Source organism: Sphingomonas prati (assembly GCF_014643515.1).
GTDB classification, from domain to species: Bacteria; Pseudomonadota; Alphaproteobacteria; order Sphingomonadales; family Sphingomonadaceae; genus Sphingomonas_R; species Sphingomonas_R prati.
The window spans coordinates 610694-632502 of sequence record NZ_BMJP01000001.1; the positions used below are offsets into that span (position 1 = coordinate 610694).

At 68.9% G+C, this 21809-nt stretch carries 16 protein-coding genes and 1 pseudogene; 8 read left to right on the forward strand and 9 right to left on the reverse strand.

All coding sequences use genetic code 11. The features are described from left to right. Positions 1 to 34: 34 nt before the first annotated feature. The 3 genes from IEX50_RS02735 to moaB all read left to right on the forward strand — a co-directional run bounded on the left by IEX50_RS02735 (position 35) and on the right by moaB (position 3611). Positions 35 to 790 (forward strand): uracil-DNA glycosylase family protein, encoded by a 756-nt coding sequence (locus tag IEX50_RS02735; RefSeq protein WP_157177388.1) that lies wholly within the window; start codon positions 35 to 37, stop codon positions 788 to 790. Then, a complete protein-coding gene (locus tag IEX50_RS02740) occupies positions 787 to 2934 on the forward strand; it encodes a lytic transglycosylase domain-containing protein (RefSeq protein WP_229673612.1) in 2148 nt (715 codons plus the stop codon). Before IEX50_RS02735 ends, IEX50_RS02740 begins: the two co-directional genes overlap by 4 nt. A 149-nt stretch (positions 2935 to 3083) precedes the next feature. After that, positions 3084 to 3611 (forward strand): molybdenum cofactor biosynthesis protein B, encoded by a 528-nt coding sequence (gene moaB, locus IEX50_RS02745; RefSeq protein ID WP_157175769.1) that lies wholly within the window; start codon positions 3084 to 3086, stop codon positions 3609 to 3611. Between the two features lie 132 nt (positions 3612 to 3743). Here moaB and IEX50_RS02750 read toward each other — a convergent pair whose 3' ends face one another. Beyond that, complete coding sequence (locus IEX50_RS02750; protein ID WP_157175768.1) at positions 3744 to 4076, reverse strand: VOC family protein; 333 nt, start codon at positions 4074 to 4076, stop codon at positions 3744 to 3746. A gap of 51 nt (positions 4077 to 4127) precedes the next feature. On the opposite strand from IEX50_RS02750, the gene IEX50_RS02755 reads away from it, so the two are divergent. Next, positions 4128 to 5204, forward strand: coding sequence for a PA0069 family radical SAM protein (locus IEX50_RS02755; protein WP_157175767.1), 1077 nt, complete (start codon positions 4128 to 4130; stop codon positions 5202 to 5204). A gap of 132 nt (positions 5205 to 5336) precedes the next feature. Here IEX50_RS02755 and dnaE read toward each other — a convergent pair whose 3' ends face one another. Next, the gene (dnaE, locus tag IEX50_RS02760) at positions 5337 to 8828 is read right to left on the reverse strand and encodes a DNA polymerase III subunit alpha (protein ID WP_157175766.1); all 3492 of its coding nucleotides are present in this window, start codon (positions 8826 to 8828) and stop codon (positions 5337 to 5339) included. Between the two features lie 116 nt (positions 8829 to 8944). Between dnaE and lepB the strand changes: the two genes are divergently transcribed. Beyond that, entirely contained in the window at positions 8945 to 9883 is a 939-nt protein-coding gene (gene lepB, locus IEX50_RS02765; RefSeq protein WP_157175765.1) for a signal peptidase I, read from the forward strand. Positions 9884 to 9941: 58 nt separating this feature from the next. Here lepB and IEX50_RS02770 read toward each other — a convergent pair whose 3' ends face one another. The 4 genes from IEX50_RS02770 to proS form a co-directional block, all read right to left on the reverse strand. Then, entirely contained in the window at positions 9942 to 10568 is a 627-nt protein-coding gene (locus IEX50_RS02770) for a LysE family translocator (RefSeq protein ID WP_157175764.1), read from the reverse strand. Positions 10569 to 10592: 24 nt separating this feature from the next. Next, positions 10593 to 11273: an ABC transporter ATP-binding protein gene (locus tag IEX50_RS02775; protein ID WP_157175891.1), complete on the reverse strand. Its 681-nt coding sequence runs from the start codon at positions 11271 to 11273 to the stop codon at positions 10593 to 10595. A gap of 13 nt (positions 11274 to 11286) precedes the next feature. Further along, entirely contained in the window at positions 11287 to 12537 is a 1251-nt protein-coding gene (locus IEX50_RS02780; protein WP_157175763.1) for a lipoprotein-releasing ABC transporter permease subunit, read from the reverse strand. A gap of 130 nt (positions 12538 to 12667) precedes the next feature. After that, the gene (gene proS / locus IEX50_RS02785) at positions 12668 to 13984 is read right to left on the reverse strand and encodes a proline--tRNA ligase (RefSeq protein WP_157175762.1); all 1317 of its coding nucleotides are present in this window, start codon (positions 13982 to 13984) and stop codon (positions 12668 to 12670) included. 388 nt (positions 13985 to 14372) lie between these two features. Here proS and IEX50_RS02790 point away from each other — a divergent pair, with 388 nt between their 5' ends. Then, entirely contained in the window at positions 14373 to 14540 is a 168-nt protein-coding gene (locus tag IEX50_RS02790) for a hypothetical protein (protein ID WP_157175761.1), read from the forward strand. Between the two features lie 260 nt (positions 14541 to 14800). On the opposite strand, the gene pyrG is transcribed toward IEX50_RS02790, so the two are convergent. From pyrG to tpiA, 3 genes and pseudogenes are all read right to left on the reverse strand, one after another. Further along, complete coding sequence (pyrG, locus tag IEX50_RS02795; RefSeq protein ID WP_157175760.1) at positions 14801 to 16435, reverse strand: CTP synthase; 1635 nt, start codon at positions 16433 to 16435, stop codon at positions 14801 to 14803. Between the two features lie 408 nt (positions 16436 to 16843). Beyond that, positions 16844 to 17239, reverse strand: a pseudogene (gene secG / locus IEX50_RS02800) (preprotein translocase subunit SecG); the annotation flags it as partial. A gap of 74 nt (positions 17240 to 17313) precedes the next feature. After that, positions 17314 to 18063: a triose-phosphate isomerase gene (gene tpiA / locus IEX50_RS02805; RefSeq protein ID WP_157175759.1), complete on the reverse strand. Its 750-nt coding sequence runs from the start codon at positions 18061 to 18063 to the stop codon at positions 17314 to 17316. Between the two features lie 161 nt (positions 18064 to 18224). Between tpiA and IEX50_RS02810 the strand changes: the two genes are divergently transcribed. Beyond that, positions 18225 to 20165, forward strand: a complete 1941-nt coding sequence (locus tag IEX50_RS02810; RefSeq protein ID WP_184075187.1) for a peptidylprolyl isomerase — start codon at positions 18225 to 18227, stop codon at positions 20163 to 20165. Beyond that, positions 20165 to 21682 (forward strand): anthranilate synthase component I, encoded by a 1518-nt coding sequence (gene trpE, locus IEX50_RS02815; protein WP_157175757.1) that lies wholly within the window; start codon positions 20165 to 20167, stop codon positions 21680 to 21682. Before IEX50_RS02810 ends, trpE begins: the two co-directional genes overlap by 1 nt. Positions 21683 to 21809: the final 127 nt, after the last annotated feature.

Sequence of the window (21809 nt, forward strand, 5' to 3'; positions counted from 1 at the left end):
TCGTCTGTATGTGGGCACAGAAGGCGGGATTTCCATGGACGATTTGGCGGATGCACTCGGCGCGCTGCGCTGGTGGCGCGATGCGGGCGTCGACACGCTGGTCGACGACGAGCCGCGCGACTGGTTACGCCCCGCCGCACAGCTGGCCCCGATCGCGCCGGCCATGCCCCGCGAATCCGTCGAGCCGCTGTTCGAGGCGGCGGATGTCGTGCCCCCCGCGGCGCCTGCGCCTGCCGCCGAAACGCTGCCCGCCACGCTCGAAGCCTACGCCGCCTGGTGCGCGGACCCAGCGACCTTCCCCGATCTCGGCCCGCAACGCGTCTGCGCGGCGGGCGACCCGGCGTCGGGCATCATGATCCTCGGCGACATGCCCGAACCGGGCGACGCCGACGCCGGCATGCTCATGTCGGGCGAACTCGGCCGGCTGTTCGACCGCATCCTCGCCGCGATCGGCCGGGACCGCGCCTCGGTCTATCTCGCCGCGCTCTGCCCCGCGCGCCCCGCCGGCGGCCGGATCGCATCCGCCACCGCCGCCGAACTGGTCCGCGCGGCGCATCACCATGTCGCGCTGGCCGCACCCAAGGTCCTGCTGCTGCTCGGCAAGGAAGCGATGACCGCGTTCGGGCTGGACTGGCCCGGCGCGCGCGGGCATTTACACGAAATCAACCATATCGGCGGAAAGACGGTCGCAATCGCGACATTCCATCCGCGGATGCTGCTCCAGTCGCCGGCCCGCAAGGCCGATCTGTGGGCGGACCTGCGACTGCTGCTACAGGAGCTCGACCGTTGAGCATCAGGACCATCGCCGTGGCCATCCTCGCCACCGCCACGCTGCCCGCCGGCGCCGTCCGCGCCCAAGATATGGTCTACGGTTTCGGCCTGCAACCGCGGGTTGTCGCCCCCACCGCGCCCGAACTGGGGACAGCCGACGTGGCCGCCCCGACACCTGCTCCGACACCCGCCACTCAGCCTTGGATCGCCCTGTCCGCAACCGCCGCGACGACAATTGCCCCGTCGACCACGAAGCCAGCAACGACCGTCTCCAACGCCGCGGCCGCCACACCCGCCCCGAAACCCGTAGCACCTGCCCCGACCGCAACCGCCGCCGTCGCACCACCCGCCGCAATGCCGCTGCCCGCCACGATCGTCATCCCGGCCACCAGCCGCAACCTGACGTCGCGCGCCGTCGCCACCGCGCGCTTCGCACCCTCCTCGCCCTTCACCACCCGCACCGCCGCGACTCCCGCCGCCGCCCTCCCGGCGCAGCTCGACGCGGCCCAGCGCGAGGGTTACCGCGCGGTCTTCGCCGCGATCCGTGCGCATGACTGGTCGTCGGCCGCCGCCCGGCTCGATGCGATGGGCTCCGGCCCGCTCCACGCCGTCGCCCGCGCCGAACTCTATCTGGCCAAGGGCAGCCCGCGCGTCGAAACCGACGCACTCGTCAGCGCGATCGGCGCCGCCCCCTGGCTCCCGCAATCCGCCCAGATGGCACGCCTCGCCGCCACCCGCGGCGCGGTCAGCCTGCCGGTGATCCCCTACCAGCGCGACCTCGTCCATCTTGACGGCGCGCCCAAGCGCCGCGCCGCGCAGACCACGCGCAGCGACATCGCCGCCGCCGACCTGTCGCGCCGCGTCCTGCCGCTCATCAAGGACGACCGCACTGCGGAGGCCGAGGCGCTGCTCGTCGCCGCGGAACCCGCCCTGTCGGGCGACGCGCTCGTCGAATGGCGGCAACGCATCGCCTGGTCCTATTATCTGAACGGTGACGACGCGAACGCCCGCCGCCTGGCCGCCGCATCCGCCAACTCGACCGGCGAATGGGCCATCCAGGCCGACTGGGTCCAGGGCCTCGCCAGCTGGCGTGCGCATGACTGCAACGCCGCCGGTCAGGCCTTCAGCCGCGTGGCGTCACGCGCCCGCGACTCGGAAATGACCGCCGCCGGCCTGTTCTGGTCCGCGCGCGCCGACGTCGCCTGCGGCCGCCCGGAACAGGTCCAGTCGCGGCTCCGCACCGCCGCGCGCATGTCCGAAACCTTCTACGGCCTGCTCGCCGCCGGCGCGCTCGGGACCGCGATCCCCGCGCCCGACCATCACATGGACTTCGCCGGCAACGACTGGTCGATCGTCGCCAGCCGCCCCAATCTGGTCGCGGCCGTCGCGCTGAAGGAGATCGGCGAGGACGATCTGGCCGACGAACTGCTGCGCTACCAGGCGCGGATCGGCTCCCCGTCCGACCACGAATCGCTGCTCCACCTCGCCGCCCGGTTGAACCTGCCCGCTACGCAGATATGGTTGGCGCAGAACGGCCCGGTCGGCGCGCGCATGTCCGCCAACGCGCGCTACCCCGCGCCCGGCTGGACCCCGCAACGCGGCTGGCGCGTCGACAAGTCGCTGATCCTCGCCCACGCGCTCCAGGAATCGCAGTTCCGCGTCGGCGCGGTCAGCCCCGCCGGCGCACGCGGCCTGATGCAGGTGCTGCCCGGCACCGCCGACCTCATCAACAAGCGCCGCGGCGAAGGGGCGGCCGACCGCTCGCGCCTGAACGATCCGTCGGTCAATTTCGAATATGGCCAGGCCTATCTGGAACAGCTCGCACAGAGCTGGATGACCGGCGGGCTGCTGCCGAAGGTCATCGCCGCCTATAATGCCGGCCCGGGATCGGTCCAGAAATGGAACGAGCGCGGCCGCAACCTGACCGACCCGCTGCTCTTCATCGAATCGATCCCGTTCTACGAAACGCGCGCCTATGTCGCGATCGTGCTGCGCAACTACTGGATGTACCAGCGCCAGTCCGGCGCCGCCTCCGCCAGCCTGAAGGCGATGGCCCAGGGCCTCTGGCCGCGCTTCCCCGGCATGTCCGGCGCCACCGCCATCCGCATGGACGGCACCGGCGCGACGGCCAGCATCGCCCGCAGCACCTCCGGCGCGAATTGATCGTCTGCCTATAGCCCTCCCCCCACCGGGGGGAGGGTTGGGTGGGGGGCCTGGCCTGGGGTAAGGTGTCCAACGTACGGCCCTCCTAGAACCGCCCCCCACCCCAGCCCTCCCCCCGATGGGTGGAGGGAGCCAGAAAGCCGCACCCCATGCCCATCGACGAATCCCTCCCCTTCCGCCCCATCCGCATCGCAGCCCTCACCGTCTCCGACACCCGCACCCCCGCGGACGACCGCTCCGGTGACACCCTCGCCGCCCGCATCACTGAGGCCGGCCATACCGTTGCCGCCCGCGCGATCGAGAAGGACGACGTCCCCACCCTCGTCACCCGCCTGAACGGCTGGATCGACGACCCGCAGATCGACGTCATCATCTCCACCGGCGGCACCGGCGTCACCGGCCGCGACGTCACGCCCGAGGCATTCGCAAAAGTCTGGGACAAGCAGATCGAAGGGTTCGGCGAACTGTTCCGCTGGCTCTCCTTCCAGACGATCGGCACCTCCGCCATCCAGTCGCGCGCCTGCGCCGGCGTCGCGCGCGGCACCTACCTCTTCGCACTCCCCGGCTCGACCGGCGCGGTCAAGGACGGCTGGGACGGTATCCTGAAGGACCAACTCGACAGCCGCCACCGCCCCTGTAACTTCGTCGACCTGATGCCCCGCCTCACGGAACGCTGAGGCCAAACCCGCGATCGTTCCCCGGCGAAGGCCGGGGCCTAGACGCAACAGCGCCCCCAGGTCCCGTTCGGTTCAAGACTGTCGAGAACCCCACCCAGAGTTCCCGACAAGGTCGAACCGTACGGGAAACAATTACCCAGCCTGCATCACCGCCAGCAGATTCCCGCTCGGATCGGCAAAATGAAACCGCCGCCCACCCGGAAACCCGAACGCCGCGACCGTCACGACACCACCCGCCGCCTCGACCATCACCTGCGCCGCCTCAAGATCATCCACCTCGATCACCGGCAACGGCGCCGTCCCCGCCGGCAGATCACCGTCGATCCCGAGATCCACGTCCCCCGTCGTCGTCGCGGCATAGGACGGCCCATACGCCGTCATCGCCCATCCGAACGCCGCCTCGTAGAACGCGCGGTCCCGCGCCGTGTCCGCCGTCGCCATCTCGACATAATTCAACCGTGCCATCGCGCCCTCCATGTTCTTGATACGTTCTCCACGATCCGCTACGCTCCGTCAATGCGTTCCCCAGATCTCCAGCGCGGCCGCGGCGCCACCGTCAACGCGACGAGCAAACGGTTCGCGCTCCCCGCGCGCGAGGCGGACGGCGACTGGCTCGATGCGCGCGACGAGCTCGACGGTGGCGCACCCCCGCTCCGCACGACGGTCACAAGCGAGGCCGCCCGCACGATCATCACGCGCAACCAGTCGCCCGACATCGGGTTCGACCGCTCGATCAACCCGTATCGCGGCTGCGAACATGGCTGCATCTACTGCTTCGCGCGGCCCAGCCACGCCTATCTCGACCTGTCGCCCGGCCTGGATTTCGAGACGCGGCTGTTCGCCAAGCCCAACGCGCCCGACCTCCTCCGCGCCGAACTGAAGAAGCCCGGCTATGTCGTCCGCCCGATCGCGTTCGGCACCAACACCGATCCCTATCAGCCGATCGAGCGCGACTGGCGGCTGACCCGCGCTTGCATCGCGGTGCTCGCCGAAACGCGCCACCCGCTCACAATCACCACCAAGTCCGACCGCGTCGTGCACGATATCGACCTGCTCGCCCCCATGGCGGCAGACGGCCTCGCGACGGTCGTTGTCTCCGTCACCACGCTCGACTCGACCATCGCCCGCACGCTCGAACCGCGCGTGCCGCACCCGAAGCGCCGGCTCGCCGCGATCCGCGCGCTCGCCGCCGCGGGCATCCCCGCCTATGTCTCGCTCGCCCCCGTCATCCCGCACATCACCGATCACGAGATGGAGGCGATCCTAGAGCAAGCCGCCGAACATGGCGCACGCGGCGCCTTCTTCCTGCCTGTCCGGCTCCCGAACGAGGTCGCCCCGCTGTTCCGCGCCTGGCTCGACGAACATCACCCGGACCGCGCTGCAAAGGTCATGGCGACGATCCAGTCGATCCGCGGCGGCCGCGACAACGACCCCGACTTCTTCGCCCGCATGCGAGGGCAAGGCCCCTGGGCCGACCTGCTCCGCACCCGCTTCCGCATCGCCTGCCGCCGCCACGGACTGGGCCACATCAAACCCGACCTCTGCTGCGACCTCTTCAAGCCGCCAAGCGGTCCGCAACTGTCGCTGTTCTAACTTTTCTAAGCCCCTCTCCTTCAGGGGAGGGGTTGGGGTGGGGCTGACCTGTTCAACACTACAGCGTTTGATTCGTGGTGCTGTTGCCCCCACCCCAACCCCTCCCCTAAAGGAGAGGGGCTAGAGAAGACCTCAGGAAGCCAAAGCCAACGGCGCCTCACCCGCCAGCAACCGAATGTCATCGATCCCCGGCACCCGCTCGATCAGCGCCGCCAGTTCCGCATCGATCTTCACATCCCGCGCAACGCGAAGTTCCGCGACCCCGCCGTCGACCGCCGCATTCACCACCACATCCCCGCGCCCGCCACGCGCACCGGCACAGATCCGCGCCAACGCCGCAACCGCGCCCGGATCGGCGATCGACACGACCAGTTTCAGCTTGGTCGTACCCTGCATTTCCTCGAACGGTCGGATATGCTTGATCGTCACGCGCGGCGTTTCCTCGCCCGCCTTGCGGTCCAGCTCGACCCGCGCGAACCCGCAGCTCCCGGTCCGCGCCGCGCCCTCCAGGTCGGCCGCGATCTCGTCGTCGAAGCACGTCGCCACGAACTGCGCCGACGCATCGGAACAGGTCGCCATCAGATATCGCCGCCCCTTCGCCGACGTCCGCCAGCCGGCACTCTCGATCAGCAACGCCATCCGCGCCTCGCTCCGCCCGCCATCGACGGTCGGCGGATAGCTCGACAGTTCGGAGAAGCTCCGTGCGCCCAGCGCCGTCGCAATATGGCGATAGCGGTCGGTCGGATGCGCCGAGAAGTAGAAGCCGAACGCCTCCTTCTCCGCCGCCATCCGCTCCGCCAGCGTCCACGGCTCCGCCTTGGGCAACCGGATCGGCGAGGCACCGCCACCGATATCGCCGAACAGCCCGCCCTGCCCGCTGGTCCGCTCGTTCAGCGCACTCGCCGCATGGGCCAGCACCGTCTCCGCGCCCGCGAACACGCTCGCCCGGTCCGGCGCGATGCCGTCGAACGCGCCCGCGCCCGCCAGCGCCTCCAGCTGCCGCCGGTTCAGCAGCCGCGGATCGACCCGCCCGGCAAAATCGTCGAGCCCCGCGAACGGCCCGTTCGCCGCACGCTCGGCGATCAGCAGTTCCATCGCCTTCTCGCCGACGCCCTTCAGCGCGCCCAGCCCGAACCGCACTTCCCCGTCCTCGACCGAGAACTCCGCGTCCGACGCGTTCACGCACGGTGCCCGGCACGCGACGCCCATCCGCCGCATATCGTCGGTCCAGATCGCCAGCTTGTCGGTCAGCGCCATGTCGTAACACATCGACGCGGCGTAGAATTCCGGCTTGTGATGCGCCTTCAGCCAGGCGGTCTGGTACGCCAGCAAGGCATAGGCCGCCGCGTGGCTCTTGTTGAAACCATAGCCCGCGAACTTGTCGATCAAGTCGAACAGCTCGTTTGCCTTCCCCGGTGCGATGTCGTTCGCCGCACACCCGTCGACGAACCGCTGGCGCTGCGCATCCATCTCCGCCTGGATTTTCTTGCCCATCGCGCGGCGCAGCATGTCCGCCTCGCCCAGCGAGTAACCCGCCAGGATCTGCGCCGCCTGCATCACCTGTTCCTGGTAGACGAAGATCCCGTACGTCTCGCCCAGGATCGTCTCCAGCAGCGGATGCGGATAGACGATCGGTTCGCGCCCGTTCTTGCGGGCGCCGAACATCGGAATATTGTCCATCGGCCCCGGCCGATAAAGCGACACGAGCGCGATGATGTCGCCGAAATTGGTCGGCCGCACCGCCGCCAGCGTCCGCCGCATCCCCTCGGATTCCAGCTGGAACACGCCAACCGTGTCGCCCTTCTGCAGCAGCGCATAGACTGCCGGATCGTCCCAGCCGAGCGTGCCGAGATCCACCTCGACGCCGTTCTTGGCCAGCATCTGCACGCCCTTCTGCAGCACCGACAGCGTTTTCAGCCCGAGAAAATCGAACTTCACCAGCCCGGCCGCCTCGACATATTTCATGTCAAGCTGCGTCACCGGAATGTCCGACCGCGGATCGCGGTAAAGCGGCACCAGCTGGTCGAGCGGCCGGTCCCCGATCACCACGCCCGCGGCATGCGTCGACGAATGGCGCGGCAGGCCCTCCAGCTTGCGCGCCAGGTCGAATAGCCGCCGGACCTGCGCATCCTCGCGATATTCCGCCGCCAGTTCGGACACGCCGTTCAGCGCGCGGTCCAGCGTCCACGGATCGGTCGGATGGTTCGGCACAAGCTTGGCCAGCCGGTCGATATGGCCATAGCTCATCTGCAGCACGCGTCCGGTGTCCTTCAACACCGCGCGCGCCTTCAGCCGACCGAAGGTGATGATCTGTGCGACATGGTCGCGACCATATTTCGCCTGGACGTAGCTGATGACCTCGCCACGCCGCGTTTCGCAGAAATCGATATCGAAATCGGGCATCGACACGCGTTCCGGGTTCAGGAACCGCTCGAACAGCAGGCCGAGCTTCAGCGGGTCCAGATCGGTGATGGTCAACGCCCAGGCGACCACCGAACCCGCACCCGATCCACGCCCCGGGCCGACCGGAATATCCTGTTCCTTCGCCCATTTGATGAAATCCGCGACGATCAGGAAATAGCCCGGGAATCCCATGTTCACGATGACGTCCAGCTCGAAATCGAGCCGCTCGAAATAGTCGGGATAGCGCTCCGCGATCGATCCCTCGCCCGGCCGCGGGGCACCCGCCGCCTCCGCTTTCTCCAGCCGCTGGATCAACCCGGCGCGCGCATCGTCGCGCAGCATCGTCGCCTCGCCCTCGCGGTCGCCGGCAAGACTGGGAAGGATGGGTTTCCGCGTCGGCGCCATCACCGCGCAACGCTGCGCCACCACCAGCGTGTTGGCGATCGCCTCGGGCAGGTCCGCGAACATCCGCCGCATCTCGTCCGCCGGCTTCATCCAGTCGTCGACGCAGGACCGCTTGCGCTCCTCGGTCTCCAGATACGCCGACCCGGCGATGCAGAGCATCACGTCGTGCGCCGGATGGAAATCGGCCTCGGCAAAACAGGACGGGTTCGTCGCCACGATCGGCAGGTCGCGCGCATAGGCCATCGCCAGCAACGCCGCTTCCGCACGCTCCTCCACCTCATGCCCGCGCCGTGCCAGCTCGACATACAGCCGCTGCGGAAACAGCGCTTCCAGCCGCTCGACATAGTCCGCCGCCGCGTCCGCCTGCTCCTCAGCCAGCATCCGCGCCAGCGCACCCTCACCCGCCGCGGTCAGCGCGATCAGCCCGTCCGTCCGCCCGTCGAGATACGCCATCGGCACATGCGCATCCTCATGCCCCGGCCGGTCGAGATGCGCCGCCGACACCAGCGCGCACAGATTGTCGTAGCCCTGCGTGTCCTGCGCATAGAGCGCCAGCCAGTCGATGACCGCCGGCTTCCCCGCCGCGATCCCCGGCCGGCACACGCCGAGCAACGCGCCAACGATCGGCTGCACCCCCGCCTTGGTCGCCCCCTCGCAAAACGGCATCGCACCGTACAGCCCGTTGCGGTCAGTGATCGCGGCGGCGGGGAACCCCAACTTGCGCGCCTGCGTCGCGATCGCCTTCGGCTCGATCGCCCCCTCCAGCATGGTGAAGGCGGAGAAGATCCGAAGCGGTACGAAGGCGTTATGCGACATCCCCACTCTATGGGGCGCAGGATCGATTCGTGAAAGAGCGCGACGCGGCGAACCGCATGGATTGCTGCAATCCGATAAGCCTGCCAGCACATGACCGGGCAAACGGGGAAACGGACTTGGCGCAGGCGATAGAGGACGGCACGGCGCGCTCGCCGCTGCGACGGGTCGGCGTGGCCGCGCTCAACCTGCTGGGAACCGGCTTCGGACTGCTGCGGGTCGGCCGTGCCCGCGATGCGGCGATCCAGATGGCCGTGCCGATCGTGGTCCTGTACGCGTCCGCGCTGCTTTTCCGCGTCATGCCGACTGCGACCTTCCGATGGGGACTGGTCTATGTGACCATCGTTGTCATGATCTACCTCGCAACGCTGGTTACGGCGGTGCGACTGACGTGGCGGTACAGAGCCGTTCGGCCTGCAACCCGGCCGTGGTGGAGCCGCTGGTACGGTATCCTCCTCGCGTGGATTTTGTCGGGCCTCGCGATCGGTCCGGCGGTCACGCTCTGCCACCAAATCTACAAGCCATTCTTTACCCCATCCGAAAGCATGGGCCCGACGCTCGCCCTGAACGAGAAGTTCATCGCCGAGATGCGCTTCCGTGGCCCGGCGCGGATCGGTGACGTCGTGCTGATCAAGACGCCGAGGGCTCCCTACATCAAGCGCATCGCGGCGGTGGCGGGTGACCGGATCGTGATGCGGGCCGGCGTGCCGATCGTGAACGGGCGGGCCGCGGACCAGCAAAGCCTAGGCGAAGTGACCTTCCTGTCTTCCACAGGTCCGGAGGCCGCAGAACGCCTTGTCGAACGACTGCCCAACGAGCGCGGGGCTCACCAAATCCTCGATACCGGACCGTCCGACGTCGACGATATGGCCGAGCGCACCGTTCCACCCGGTCACGTCTTCGTGCTCGGCGACAATCGCGACCGTTCCGCCGACAGCCGATCGCCGATGGATCAGTTCGGCCTCGAAATGGTCGCGCTGGACCGGATCATCGGTCGCCCGCTGTTCATCCACTGGAGCGCGGACCGGTCCCGGATCGGAACGCCGGTCACGCACTAGGACAGGAAACGAACTGCCTATCCCGAGCGAAGCCGAGAAGCCAACGCAACTCGGAGGCTCAAACCCGCACCCCCAGCAGAGCCACCCCGAACCCGATAAACAGCGCCCCCGTCACGCGGTTGAACGTCCGCATCGCCGCCGGGCGATCGAGATAGGCGACCAGCTTCGCACCCCCAGTCGCATAGATCGCGTACCAGACCGCCTCGACCACCGCGAAGGTTGCGATGAGGATCGCGAACTGCGTCCCCTGCGGCTGCGCCCGATCCGCGAACTGCGGCAGGAACGCCGCGGCGAACAGCAGCAGCTTCGGATTGCTGATTCCGATCGCGAACCCGCCGCGGAACAGTTGCGCGCTGGACCCATAAGCCCCGATCGCGCCCGACCCGACATCCAGCGGCGCATCCCCACCGCGCCACGCCCTGATCCCGAGATAGAGGAGGTAAGCCACGCCGACATAGCGCAGCACCCCGAACACCCAGGGCGACGCCATCATCACCGCGCTCAACCCCAGCGCAGACGCGCACAGCACGATCACCAGCGCCACCAGGCACCCCGCCATCGCGGCAAGGCTCCGCCGCAAGCCGAACCGCACGCTCCGCGTCATGACGTGAAGCATGTTCGGCCCCGGCGTGCCGCACAGCACGACCACCGCCAGCACGAACAGCCACCAGACGTGCAGCGTCATGCCGTCAACCCCGCGCCGGACGCGTCAGGAAACAACGCTCACCCGCCCCTCATGCAACCGCACCACGCGGTCCATCTTGGCGGCCAGCCGTTCGTTATGCGTCGCCACCAGCGCCGCGGAGCCTTCGCCGCGGACCAGCCGCAGGAACTCGCCCAGCACGATGTCGGCGGTATGTTCGTCCAGATTGCCGGTCGGCTCGTCCGCCAGCACCAGCTTAGGCCGGTTGGCCAGCGCACGCGCAACCGCCACACGCTGCTGCTCGCCGCCCGACAACTGGCTCGGCCGGTGCGACAGCCGGTGGCCGAGCCCCAGCGCGGTCAGCAAAGTCTCGGCCCGCGCCTGCGCCTCGGCCCGCGTGCCGCCGCGGATCAGCGCGGGCAGCACGACATTCTCGGCGGCCGAGAAATCGGGCAGCAGATGATGGAACTGGTACACGAACCCCAGCGCATCGCGGCGCACGCGCGTCCGCCCGTCGCTGTCCAACTGCGCCGCCTCCTCGCCCGCGATGCGGATCGAACCCTGAAACCCGCCCTCGAGCAGCCCGACCGCCTGCAACATCGTCGACTTGCCCGATCCCGAAGGCCCGACCAGCGCCACGATCTCGCCCGCGCCGACGGTCAGGTCGACCCCGCGCAGCACCTCGATCGTCACGTCGCCCTGCACGAAGCTCCGCTTCAGGTCGGTCACTGTCAGCACGTCGGTCACGCCGCGACCCCCATCATTCATAACGCAGCACCTGCACCGGATCCGTGCTCGCCGCCTTCCACGCCGGGTACAGCGTGAACAGGAAGGTCGAACCGATCGCCATCGCGATGATCGCGAACACCTCCACGGGGTCGGTCCGCGCGGGCATCTCGGTCAGGAACCGGATCGACGGATCCCACAGATTCTGCCCCGACAGATATTGCACCCCGTCGACGATCCCCTGCCGGAAATAGAGCAGGATGAACCCCAGCGCGACGCCGGCCAGCGTGCCGAGCGCCCCCACCGTCACGCCCACCGTCATGAAGATCCGGATCATCGCCCCGCGCGATGCGCCCATCGTGCGCAGGATCGCGATGTCGCGCGTCTTGGCGCGCACTAGCATGATCAGCGACGACAGGATGTTGAACGCCGCCACCAGGATGATCAGCGACAGGATCCAGAACATCACCACCCGCTCGACGCTCAGCGCCTCGAACAAGGCGGCATTATTCTGCCGCCAGTCGCGGATCTCCGCCTGGCCCGCAATCTTGGGGACCAGCGGCTTGACGATGTCCTGCACCTTGTCGGCATTGGTGGTGACCAGTTCGACCATGCTCACGCTGTCGCCCAGCATCAGCAGCGTCTGCGCGTCCTGCATCGGCATGATGACGAACGCATTGTCGTAATCATACACCCCGACCTCGAAGATCGCGCCGACCGTATAGCCGACCGACCGCGGCAGCGTGCCGAACGGCGTCGTCTGCCCCTGCGGACTGATCACCGTAATCGGCGCGCCCACCGACGCGCCCAGCGTCTCGGCCAGCCGCGCGCCGATCGCGACCTCGCCCGACCCCGGCTTGATGTTGGCTAGGCTCCCGGCGACGATGTTGTCGCGGATCAGCGGATTGCCGGTGATGTCGCGCATCTCCATGCCGCGCACCAGGATGCCTGCAACGCGGCCGTTCAGGCTGCCCATCAGCGGCTGTTCGATCAGCGGCGTGGCCTCCGTCACGCCCGGCGTCGCCCGCGCCTCCCGCACGATCGCGCGCCAGTCGGGCAGCGAACCGCCATAGCCCTGCACCACGGCATGACCGTTCAGCCCCGCCGTCTTGTCGAACAGGTCCGCGCGGAACCCGTTCATCACGCTCATCACGGTGATCAGCGCGGCGACGCCCAGCATCACCCCGATCATGCTGATCGACGCCACCAGAAAGATGAAGGACTCACCCTTCCCCGGCAGGAGGTAGCGCTTCGCGATCATGCGCTCGTAGCGGTTCAATATCATGCGAACGCCCTATCAAGCCCGAGGCGTGAACCGCCGCTGACGTCGCAGAACTGCCGCACCCCCGCGCTGGCGGGGGTCCAGTTCCAAGCTCCGATCTGGACCGCCGCATCAGCGGAGGTACGAGCGAAACTCACCCGCGCACCCGCGCCAACGCATCGTCGGCGCTCAGCTCGACCTTCTCGCCCGTCGCCCGCCGCTTCAGTTCGACGACGCCCTTCTCGATCCCCTTCGGCCCGATCACGATCTGCCAGGGCACGCCCACCAGATCCATCGTCGCAAACTTCGCCCCGCCACGCTCGTCGCGGTCGTCGTACAGCGTCTCGATGCCCGCCGCCTGCAACCGCGCGTACAGGTCGTCCGCCGCCGCGGTGCAGCCCGCATCGTCCACCCGCATGTTGATCAACCCAACCGCATAGGGCGCCACCGCGTCCGGCCAGATGATCCCGCGATCGTCATGGCTCGCCTCGATGATCGCGCCGACCAGCCGGCTGACCCCGATCCCGTAACTGCCCATATGCGGGTTGACCCGCGTGCCGTCCGTGCCCTGCACCGCCAGGCCCATCGAGGCCGAATATTTCGTCCCGAAGTAGAAGATGTGCCCCACTTCCACCCCGCGCGACTGGCGTAGCGCGTTGCCCGCCGCCGCCTCGCGCGCTTCGTCGCGCTTCTCGTCGGTCGCGGCATAATCCTGCGTGTAGCCGTCGACCACCCCCTGCAGCGCCGCCGCATCGTCGAAATCGACCTCCGCCGGCTCGGCCGATGCATCCCAATTCGCATGATAGAACACGTCGCTCTCACCCGTCGGGGCGAGCACGATGAATTCGTGGGACAGGTCGCCACCGATCGGGCCGGTATCGGCCTGCATCGGGATCGCGCGCAGCCCCATCCGCGCGAACGTCCGCAGATAGGCGACGAACATGCGGTTGTAGCTGTGCCGCGCGCCCGCCTCGTCCATGTCGAACGAATAGGCGTCCTTCATCAGGAACTCGCGCCCACGCATCACGCCGAACCGCGGCCGCACCTCGTCGCGGAACTTCCACTGGATATGGTACAGCGTCCGCGGCAGGTCGCGGTAGCTCCGCGCCGCATCGCGGAACAGCGACGTTACCATCTCCTCGTTCGTCGGCCCGAACAGCATCTCCCGGTCGTGCCGGTCGGTGATCCGCAGCATTTCCGGCCCGTACGCGTCGTACCGCCCCGACTGGCGCCACAGCTCGGCGGACTGCATCGTCGGCATCAAAATCTCGACCGCGCCGGACCGATCCTGCTCCTCGCGCACGATCCGTTCGATATTGCGCAGCACCTTCAGCCCCAGCGGGAGCCAGGCATAGATTCCGGCCGCGGTCTGCCGCACCAGCCCCGCGCGCAGCATCAGCTTGTGGCTGACGATCTGGGCGTCGGCGGGCGACTCCTTCATCAAGGGCAACAGATAACGGGAAAGACGCATCGAACTTGGGTATCCGGGCCGTTGACGGGGCGAAACCGCTCTAGAACGCCGCCCCCGCCCCGACAAGCCGGCGATATTGTTGCAACCCAGACACAGGGTGCCACCTTTCGCACACCGGGGGCGATACGGCGGATGACAGACCGTTCATCGGGGCGTAATCCGGTGGCACGAACACAGGCAACGCCATGGTTCGGGGAGGCCTTCGGAGCCCATGCGATCGTCAGGGGGCGGTCACATGAGAGCCCAGGCAAAAATGGGGGCTGACGAGCGATCGTCACGCAGGCGTCCGGGTCGGAAACGGCTCGGACGTTTGCTTTTCTGGGCCCGCCGATGCGTCTCAAAGCCGCCTCCCGCGTTAACCCTTCTCAACACGAGAAGAGGAACGCCCATGGCCAGCCAGCCCCCCGTCCCCGAAGTCCCCGGCACCATGCCCGTCGACGTGCCCGTCCCCACCCCGGTCGACCCGACGCCGCCAACACCCAGCGACCCGGTCGTCCCGAACCCGTCCGACGTGCCCGTCACCGGCGGCATCGACGCGACCGTCACGCAGGCCTGAGCCTCAAAGCTGAATGAATGTGGGGGCGTCTCGCAAGGGACGCGCCCACATTCGCATTTAACTAAGCCGCACCGCGTCCACCCGTATCCCCGCGGACGCGGGGATCCAGTTTGACCCAAACGCAGCATCGATCTGAAGTCAGGCCTCTACGAGACCTCGAAAGTTCCCCGGCGCAGGCCGGGGCCTAGACGCCACCGCTTCCCCTAGGCCCCGGCCTCCGCCGGGGAACTAAGCAACGGCATTACACCGAGCCTGAAGACTCAGACCAACCGGCTCTGCGCCACAGCCGCCGCGATGAAGCTCTGAAACAACGGATGCGGCGCAAACGGCTTGGACTTCAGCTCTGGATGGAACTGCACGCCCACGAACCACGGATGATCCGGCCGCTCGACGATCTCGGGCAACTCGCCGTCCGGCGACATGCCCGAGAACACCAGCCCGCCCTTCTCCAGCGCCTCGCGGTAATGCACGTTCACCTCGTACCGGTGGCGGTGCCGCTCTGTGATCGCGTCGCTGCCGTAGATCCCGGCGACCCGGCTCCCGTTCGCCAGCTTTGCGTCATAGGCGCCCAGCCGCATCGTCCCGCCGAGATCACCGCCCGCGGCGCGCGTCTGCAGCCCCGCCTCGGTCATCCATTCGGTGATGAGGCCCACCACCGGCTCCGCGGTCGCGCCGAACTCGGTCGTCGAGGCGTCGGCCAGCCCGGCGGTGTTTCGCGCCCCTTCGACGCAGGCCATCTGCATTCCGAGGCAGATTCCGAAATACGGCACCTTGCGTTCGCGCGCGAACCGGACCGAGGCGATCTTGCCCTCCGACCCGCGCTCGCCAAAGCCACCCGGCACCAGGATCGCATGCAGCGGCTCCAGCTGCGCCGCCAGCCCGTCGGCGTCCTGTTCGAACAGCTCGGCGTCCAACCAGCGGATATGCACCTTCACCCGGTTGGCGATCCCGCCGTGCACCAGCGCCTCGTGCAGCGACTTGTACGCATCCTGCAGCCCGACATATTTGCCGACCACGCCGATCGTCACCTCGCCCTCGGGCAGGCTCAGCCGCTCCTCGATCTCGGTCCAGCGCGACAGATCGAGCGTCGCCGACGTATCGAGCCCGAAGGAGTCGAGCACCGCACGGTCGAGCCCCTCGACATGATATTGCACCGGCACGCCGTAGATCGTCTTGGCGTCCAGCGCCGGGATCACCGCTTCCTTGCGCACGTTGCAGAACAGCGCGATCTTCGCCCGGTCGCTGTCGGGCAGCGGACGGTCGCACCGGCACACCAGCACGTCGGGCTGGATGCCGAGCGCGGTCAGGTCGCGCACGCTATGCTGCGTCGGCTTGGTCTTCAGCTCACCCGCGGCGGCGATGTAGGGCACCAGAGTCAGGTGGACGAACGACGTCCGGTCGCGGCCCAGGTCGTTCCGCAGCTGGCGGATCGCCTCCATGAACGGCAGCGATTCGATGTCGCCCACCGTCCCGCCGATCTCGCACAGCACGAAATCCAGGTCGTCGGTATCGGCCCGCGCGAATTCCTTGATCGCGTCGGTCACGTGCGGGATCACCTGCACCGTGGCGCCCAGATAGTCGCCGCGCCGTTCCTTGGCGATGATCGTCTGGTAGATCCGGCCCGACGTCACATTGTCCGACTGCCGGCTCGGCACGCCGGTGAACCGCTCGTAATGGCCAAGGTCCAGGTCGGTCTCCGCGCCGTCGTCAGTCACATAGACCTCGCCGTGCTGATAGGGCGACATCGTCCCCGGATCGACGTTCAGGTACGGATCGAACTTGCGGATCCGCACCGTGTAGCCGCGCGCCTGCAACAGCGCCGCGAGGCTTGCGGCCATGAGGCCTTTTCCGAGCGACGAAACCACGCCACCGGTGATAAAAATAAACCGTGTCATGGGAGTATCGCGTTAGCGACCCGACGTGGGGGACGGCAAGGCCCCGACTCCATCACGACCGACATTAGCTGTGGATGGAACCGCGCGCGGTACACGACGGACTCCACGGTTCGGCGTCAATACTCATGAAACGCGGCGTTTCGGCAGGTGCCGATTACGCCGCGCAGTTATCGACTTCTACTGACCCGAAGCGTTGCTCGGCGTCGTCGTCGGAGCCGGTGCCGTGATGATCGGCAGCGTCGGCGTCGTGCTCGACTGTGCGGCCGGCGTGGTGGACCGCGTTGCAGCCCGCTCGGCCGCCGCACGCTCGCGCCGCGTCGCACGTTCGGCCGCCCGCGTGGCCGGACGCGGCGTCTCGGCTGCGGTCGGGTCGGTCCGCACCGTCGCCGGCGGGTTCGTGATCGGCGTGTCGGTGATCGCCGCCGCACCGTTGCTCAGCGCGCTCGGTGCCACCGCACCCGCCGCCGCCGCCGCCGCAACCGGATCGGCGCCGGTCGCTGGCGTCTCGCCCGCCATCGGCACACCGCCTGCGGCCGGTGCCGGACGCCGCGCCAGCGACGCATCGATCGTGCTCGGGGCACGCGACATCGTCGCCATCACCGCCAGCAGGATGCTCATCAGCACGAACGCGCTCGCCAGCACGGTCGTCGCGCGGGTCAGGAAATCGGCCGCCCCGCGTGCGCTCATCAGGCCCGACGGGCTGCCGCCCATGCCCAGCCCGCCGCCTTCCGACCGCTGCATCAGGATGACGGTGACCAGCCCCGCGGCGATGATGGCGTGGACGATAAGAAGGAAGGTGAACATTGAGGCCGCAATCTGTCTGGGGATGCGCCGCCGGCGCGTGCTGCCACGGCGCTTAGCGAATCAACGCGCGCGCATCAACCGACCGCTGCGGCCGCCCGTATGATCGGCACGAACGCGTCCGCGGTCAGGCTCGCCCCGCCGACCAGCCCGCCATCGACGTCCGCCACCGCCAGCAACGCCGCGGCATTCCCCGCATTCATCGATCCGCCGTACAGGATCCGCACCGCCGCCGCCGTCTCCGCGCCCAGCTTGGCCGCCAGCCGCGTCCGGATCATCGCGTGCATCTCCGTCACGTCGGCGATCGACGGCACCCGCCCGGTCCCGATCGCCCATAGTGGTTCATAGGCGACGACCAACCGGTCCGCGGTCGCCTCGTCCGGCACCGATCCGGCAACCTGCGCCGCCACGACCGGCATCGCATCACCCGCATCGCGCTGCGCCTCGGTCTCGCCGACGCACACGATCGCGGTCATCCCTGCCGCCATGACGGCGATCGCCTTGGCGCGCACCTCGGCATCGGTCTCGTGCTGCCCGGTCCGGCGCTCGCTATGCCCGACGATCGACAGCGTCGCGCCAGCCTCGATCAGCATCGCCGCGGACAGGCAGCCGGTATAGGGTCCGGCCGCCGCCGCATGGCAATCCTGCGCACCGATAATCACGTCGCCGCGCACGTCACACGACGCCGCGATCAACGTCGCGGGCGGACAAACCACCACGTCCACCCCAGGATGCTCCGCCGCCGCGTTCGCCATCCCGGCCAGTTCGGCCAATGCCGCCCGACTGCCGTTCATCTTCCAATTGCCCGCGATCAACGTCCTTCGCATCTAGCCTCCCAGCGCATGCTCCTGATGCGGTCGTCTTGGTCGGTTCCGCCCGCAATGACAATGCGCCGGGCACGGCCCACCCCCCGCCCCGCGCGCCTTGCCGCGCACCGCCCGCGCCGGTAGAGCGACGATCTTGTTTCAGCTGTTCGACGGGCTTGCCGATGCTTTCCTTCTTCCGCCGCGCGATCAAATCCTGGCTGGCGGTCGCCATCCTCGCGCTCGTCGCGATCGCGGTCGTCGTCTCGGGCGTCGGCATGGACAGCCTCGGCGGCGGCGCCGGCCCGCAGGGCGAGACGCTCGCATCGATGGACGGCGGGTCGATCGGCACAGTCGAGGCCGACCGCCGCGTCCGCGAAGCCTATACCCAGGCGGCGCAGCAGCAGCCCGGCCTGACGATGGCCGCATTCGTCGCCGGCGGCGGGGTCGAGGGGACGTTGCAGCGCGTCATCTCCGCCAAGGCCGTCGAACTGTGGGGCCGCGATCACGGCTTCACCGCGTCGAAGCGGCTGGTCGACGGTGAAATCGCCAGCATCCCGGCGTTCCAGGGCCCGACCGGCAAGTTCGACGAAGCGACGTTCCGCAGCCTGCTCGCCCGCGAACGCATCTCCGAAACGCAGCTTCGTGCCGACATCGCCGGCGACGCGATCCGCCGCCAGATCCTCGGCCCCGTCGCCGGCGGCGCGCGCGCCACCGATGCGCTGGTGACCCCCTATGCCGCCATGCTGCTCGACCGCCGCGACGGCACGATCGGCTTCGTGCCCGCCGCCGCCATGCCGCAGGGACCGGCCCCGACGCCGGCGCAGATCGACGCCTTCTACCGCAAGAACATCGCCGCCTTCACGCTGCCGGAACGCCGCGTCCTGCGCTACGCCGCGATCGACGCCAGCCAGCTGGGCGCCGTCCCCGCCCCGACCGAGGCCGAGATCGCCGCCGCATACAAGGCGAACGCCGCGCAATATGCCGCCAGCGAAAAGCGCACCTTGTCGCAGGTGCTGTTGCCGACGGAGGCCGCCGCCCGCGCGCTGGTCGCCCGTATCCGCTCGGGCACGCCGTTCGCCGCCGCGGCGCAGTCCGCCGGGTTCAGCCCGCGCGACACCGCGCTCGGTGCCAAGACGCAGTCCGAACTCGCCGGGCTCGCTTCGCCCGCCGTCGCCGCGGCCGCCTTCGCCGCCGCGCAGGGTGCGACCACCGACCCAGTCAAGTCACCGCTCGGCTGGCACATCGTCCGTGTTGACGCCATCACCCGCACGCCGCCGACCCCGCTCGCCGCCGTCCGCGGTGCGCTGGTCGCCGACCTGACCAAGCGTGCGACCGACGCCGCGCTGGCCGATCGCGTCGCCAAGATCGGCGATGCGATCGACGACGGCTCCACCTTCGAACAGGCCGCGACCGCCAACAAGCTGCAGGTCGTGACCACCCCGCCGCTGCTCCCCACCGGCGCGGCCCCGACGAACCCGGCGTTCAAGCCCGACGCCACGCTGCAACCCCTGCTGAAGGCCGCGTTCCAGGCCGCCGAAGACGACGACCCCAGCGTCGAAACGGTCGGCCCGGGCAGCTACGCGCTACTCGACGTCGTCGATGTCGTCGCCGCCGCACCGATCCCGCTGGCGCAGGTCCGCTCCACCGTCGTCGCCGCCCTGACCGCCGAGCGCGCCTCGGCCCAGGCGCAGCAGATCGCCACCACGATCGCGGCCAAGGCCAATCGTGGCATGTCGCTCGCCGCCGCCTTCGCGGGCGCAGGCGTGAAACTGCCAGTGCCGCAGACCGGCGGCGGTCGCCAGATCGATCTCGCCCAGGCGCGTCAGGCAGTCCCGGCCCCGGTCCAGCTGCTCTTCACCATGGCGCCCGGCAAGGTCCGCACGATCGCCGACCAGAACGGTGCCGGCTGGTACGTCGTCCAGCTGAACAGCGTGAAGAAGGGCGACATCCGCACCCAGCCGCAGCTCGTCGCCGCCACGCGCGACGAATTCGGCCGCGCGCTCGGCAACGAATATGCCGACCAGCTGATCGCCGGCATCATGCAGGACCTGAAAGTGAAGCGCGACGCCGCCGCCATCGCCCGCTTCAAGACCAGCCTGCTGCAAAGCTCCGTCGTCCCGTGATGACGGACGTCAAGGACGCCGATGCGGTCGCCCACGCGGCGCTGGCCGCCGGTCGCCCCGCGCTCGTCGCGCGCCGCCGGATCGCGGATTGCGACACGCCGGTCGCCGCCGCGCTGAAGCTTATGGAACCGGGCCGCGGCGACTTCCTGCTCGAATCGGTCGAGGGCGGATCGCAGCGCGGCCGCTATTCGATGGTCGGCCTCGCCCCCGACCTCGTGTTCCGCGCGCGCGGCGACACGGCGGAGATCAACCGACGCTGGGCCACTGACCGCGACGCCTTCGTCCCCTCGAAGGACGGCGCGCTGCTCGCCATGCGCAACCTCGTTGCCGAATGCCGGATGGACGTGCCGGCCGACATGCCGCCCGCGCTCGCCTGCCTCGTTGGCTATTTCGCCTATGAGACGATCCGGCTGGTCGAACGGCTTCCCCGCCCGGTCGACACCGCGATCGACGTGCCCGACATGCTGTTCGTCCGGCCGACCCTGGTGCTCGTGTTCGACCGGCTGACCGACGAACTGCACATCGTCGCCCCGCTCTGGCCCGACCCGGCACGTGATCCAGCGGACCAGATTGCCGCCGCGGTCGAGCAGATCGACGCCACCTTCGCCCGGCTGGCGGCGCCGACCCCCGCACGGACCGTCATCGCCGGCGACGCGGCCGAACCGGTCGTCACCCCGGTCATGCCCGCCGGCCGCTACGGCGAGATGGTCGCGCGTGCGAAGGACTATATCGCGGCGGGCGACATCTTCCAGGTCGTGCTGGCGCAGCGCTTCACGATGGACTTTCCGCTCCCGCCGCTCGATCTCTACCGCGCGCTCCGCCGGATCAATCCGTCGCCCTTCCTCTATTATCTCGACCTGCCGGGCTTCGCGATCATCGGCTCCTCCCCCGAAATCCTGGTCCGCGCGCGCGATGGTGAGGTGACGATCCGCCCGATCGCCGGCACCCGCCCCCGCGGCAAGACCGCCGCGGAGGACGCCGCCAACCGCGCCGAACTGCTCACCGATCCCAAGGAACGCGCCGAACATCTCATGCTGCTCGATCTCGGCCGCAACGATGTCGGCCGCGTGGCGCAGGCGGGCACCGTCACCGTGACGGACAGCTACGGCGTCGAATTCTACAGCCACGTGATGCACATCGTGTCCAACGTGGTCGGCAAGATCGCCCCCGGCGTCGGCCCGCTCGATGCGCTGTTCGCGGGCTTCCCGGCCGGCACCGTCTCGGGCGCGCCCAAGGTCCGCGCCTGTCAGGTGATCGCCGAACTCGAAACCGAAAGCCGCGGCCCTTATGGCGGCGGCGTCGGCTATTTCGCGCCCGACGGCGGGATGGACAGCTGCATCGTGCTGCGTACCGCGGTGCTGAAGGACGGCGTCATGCACGTCCAGGCCGGCGCCGGCATCGTCGCCGACAGCGACCCCGCCGCCGAACAACGCGAATGCGAGGCCAAGTCCGGCGCCCTCTTCGCCGCCGCCCGCGAAGCCATCCGCCTCGCCAGCACCAGCGACTACGGCCAGTAACAAACTTCCCTCCCCCGCCGGGGGAGGGCCGGGGTAAGGGCCACCGCGACGGCCGTCGCAAACCACCCTCCCTTCATCCGATAGCGCCCGGACACCCTGATCCGCGCGTCACCTTCCGCTGCGTCAT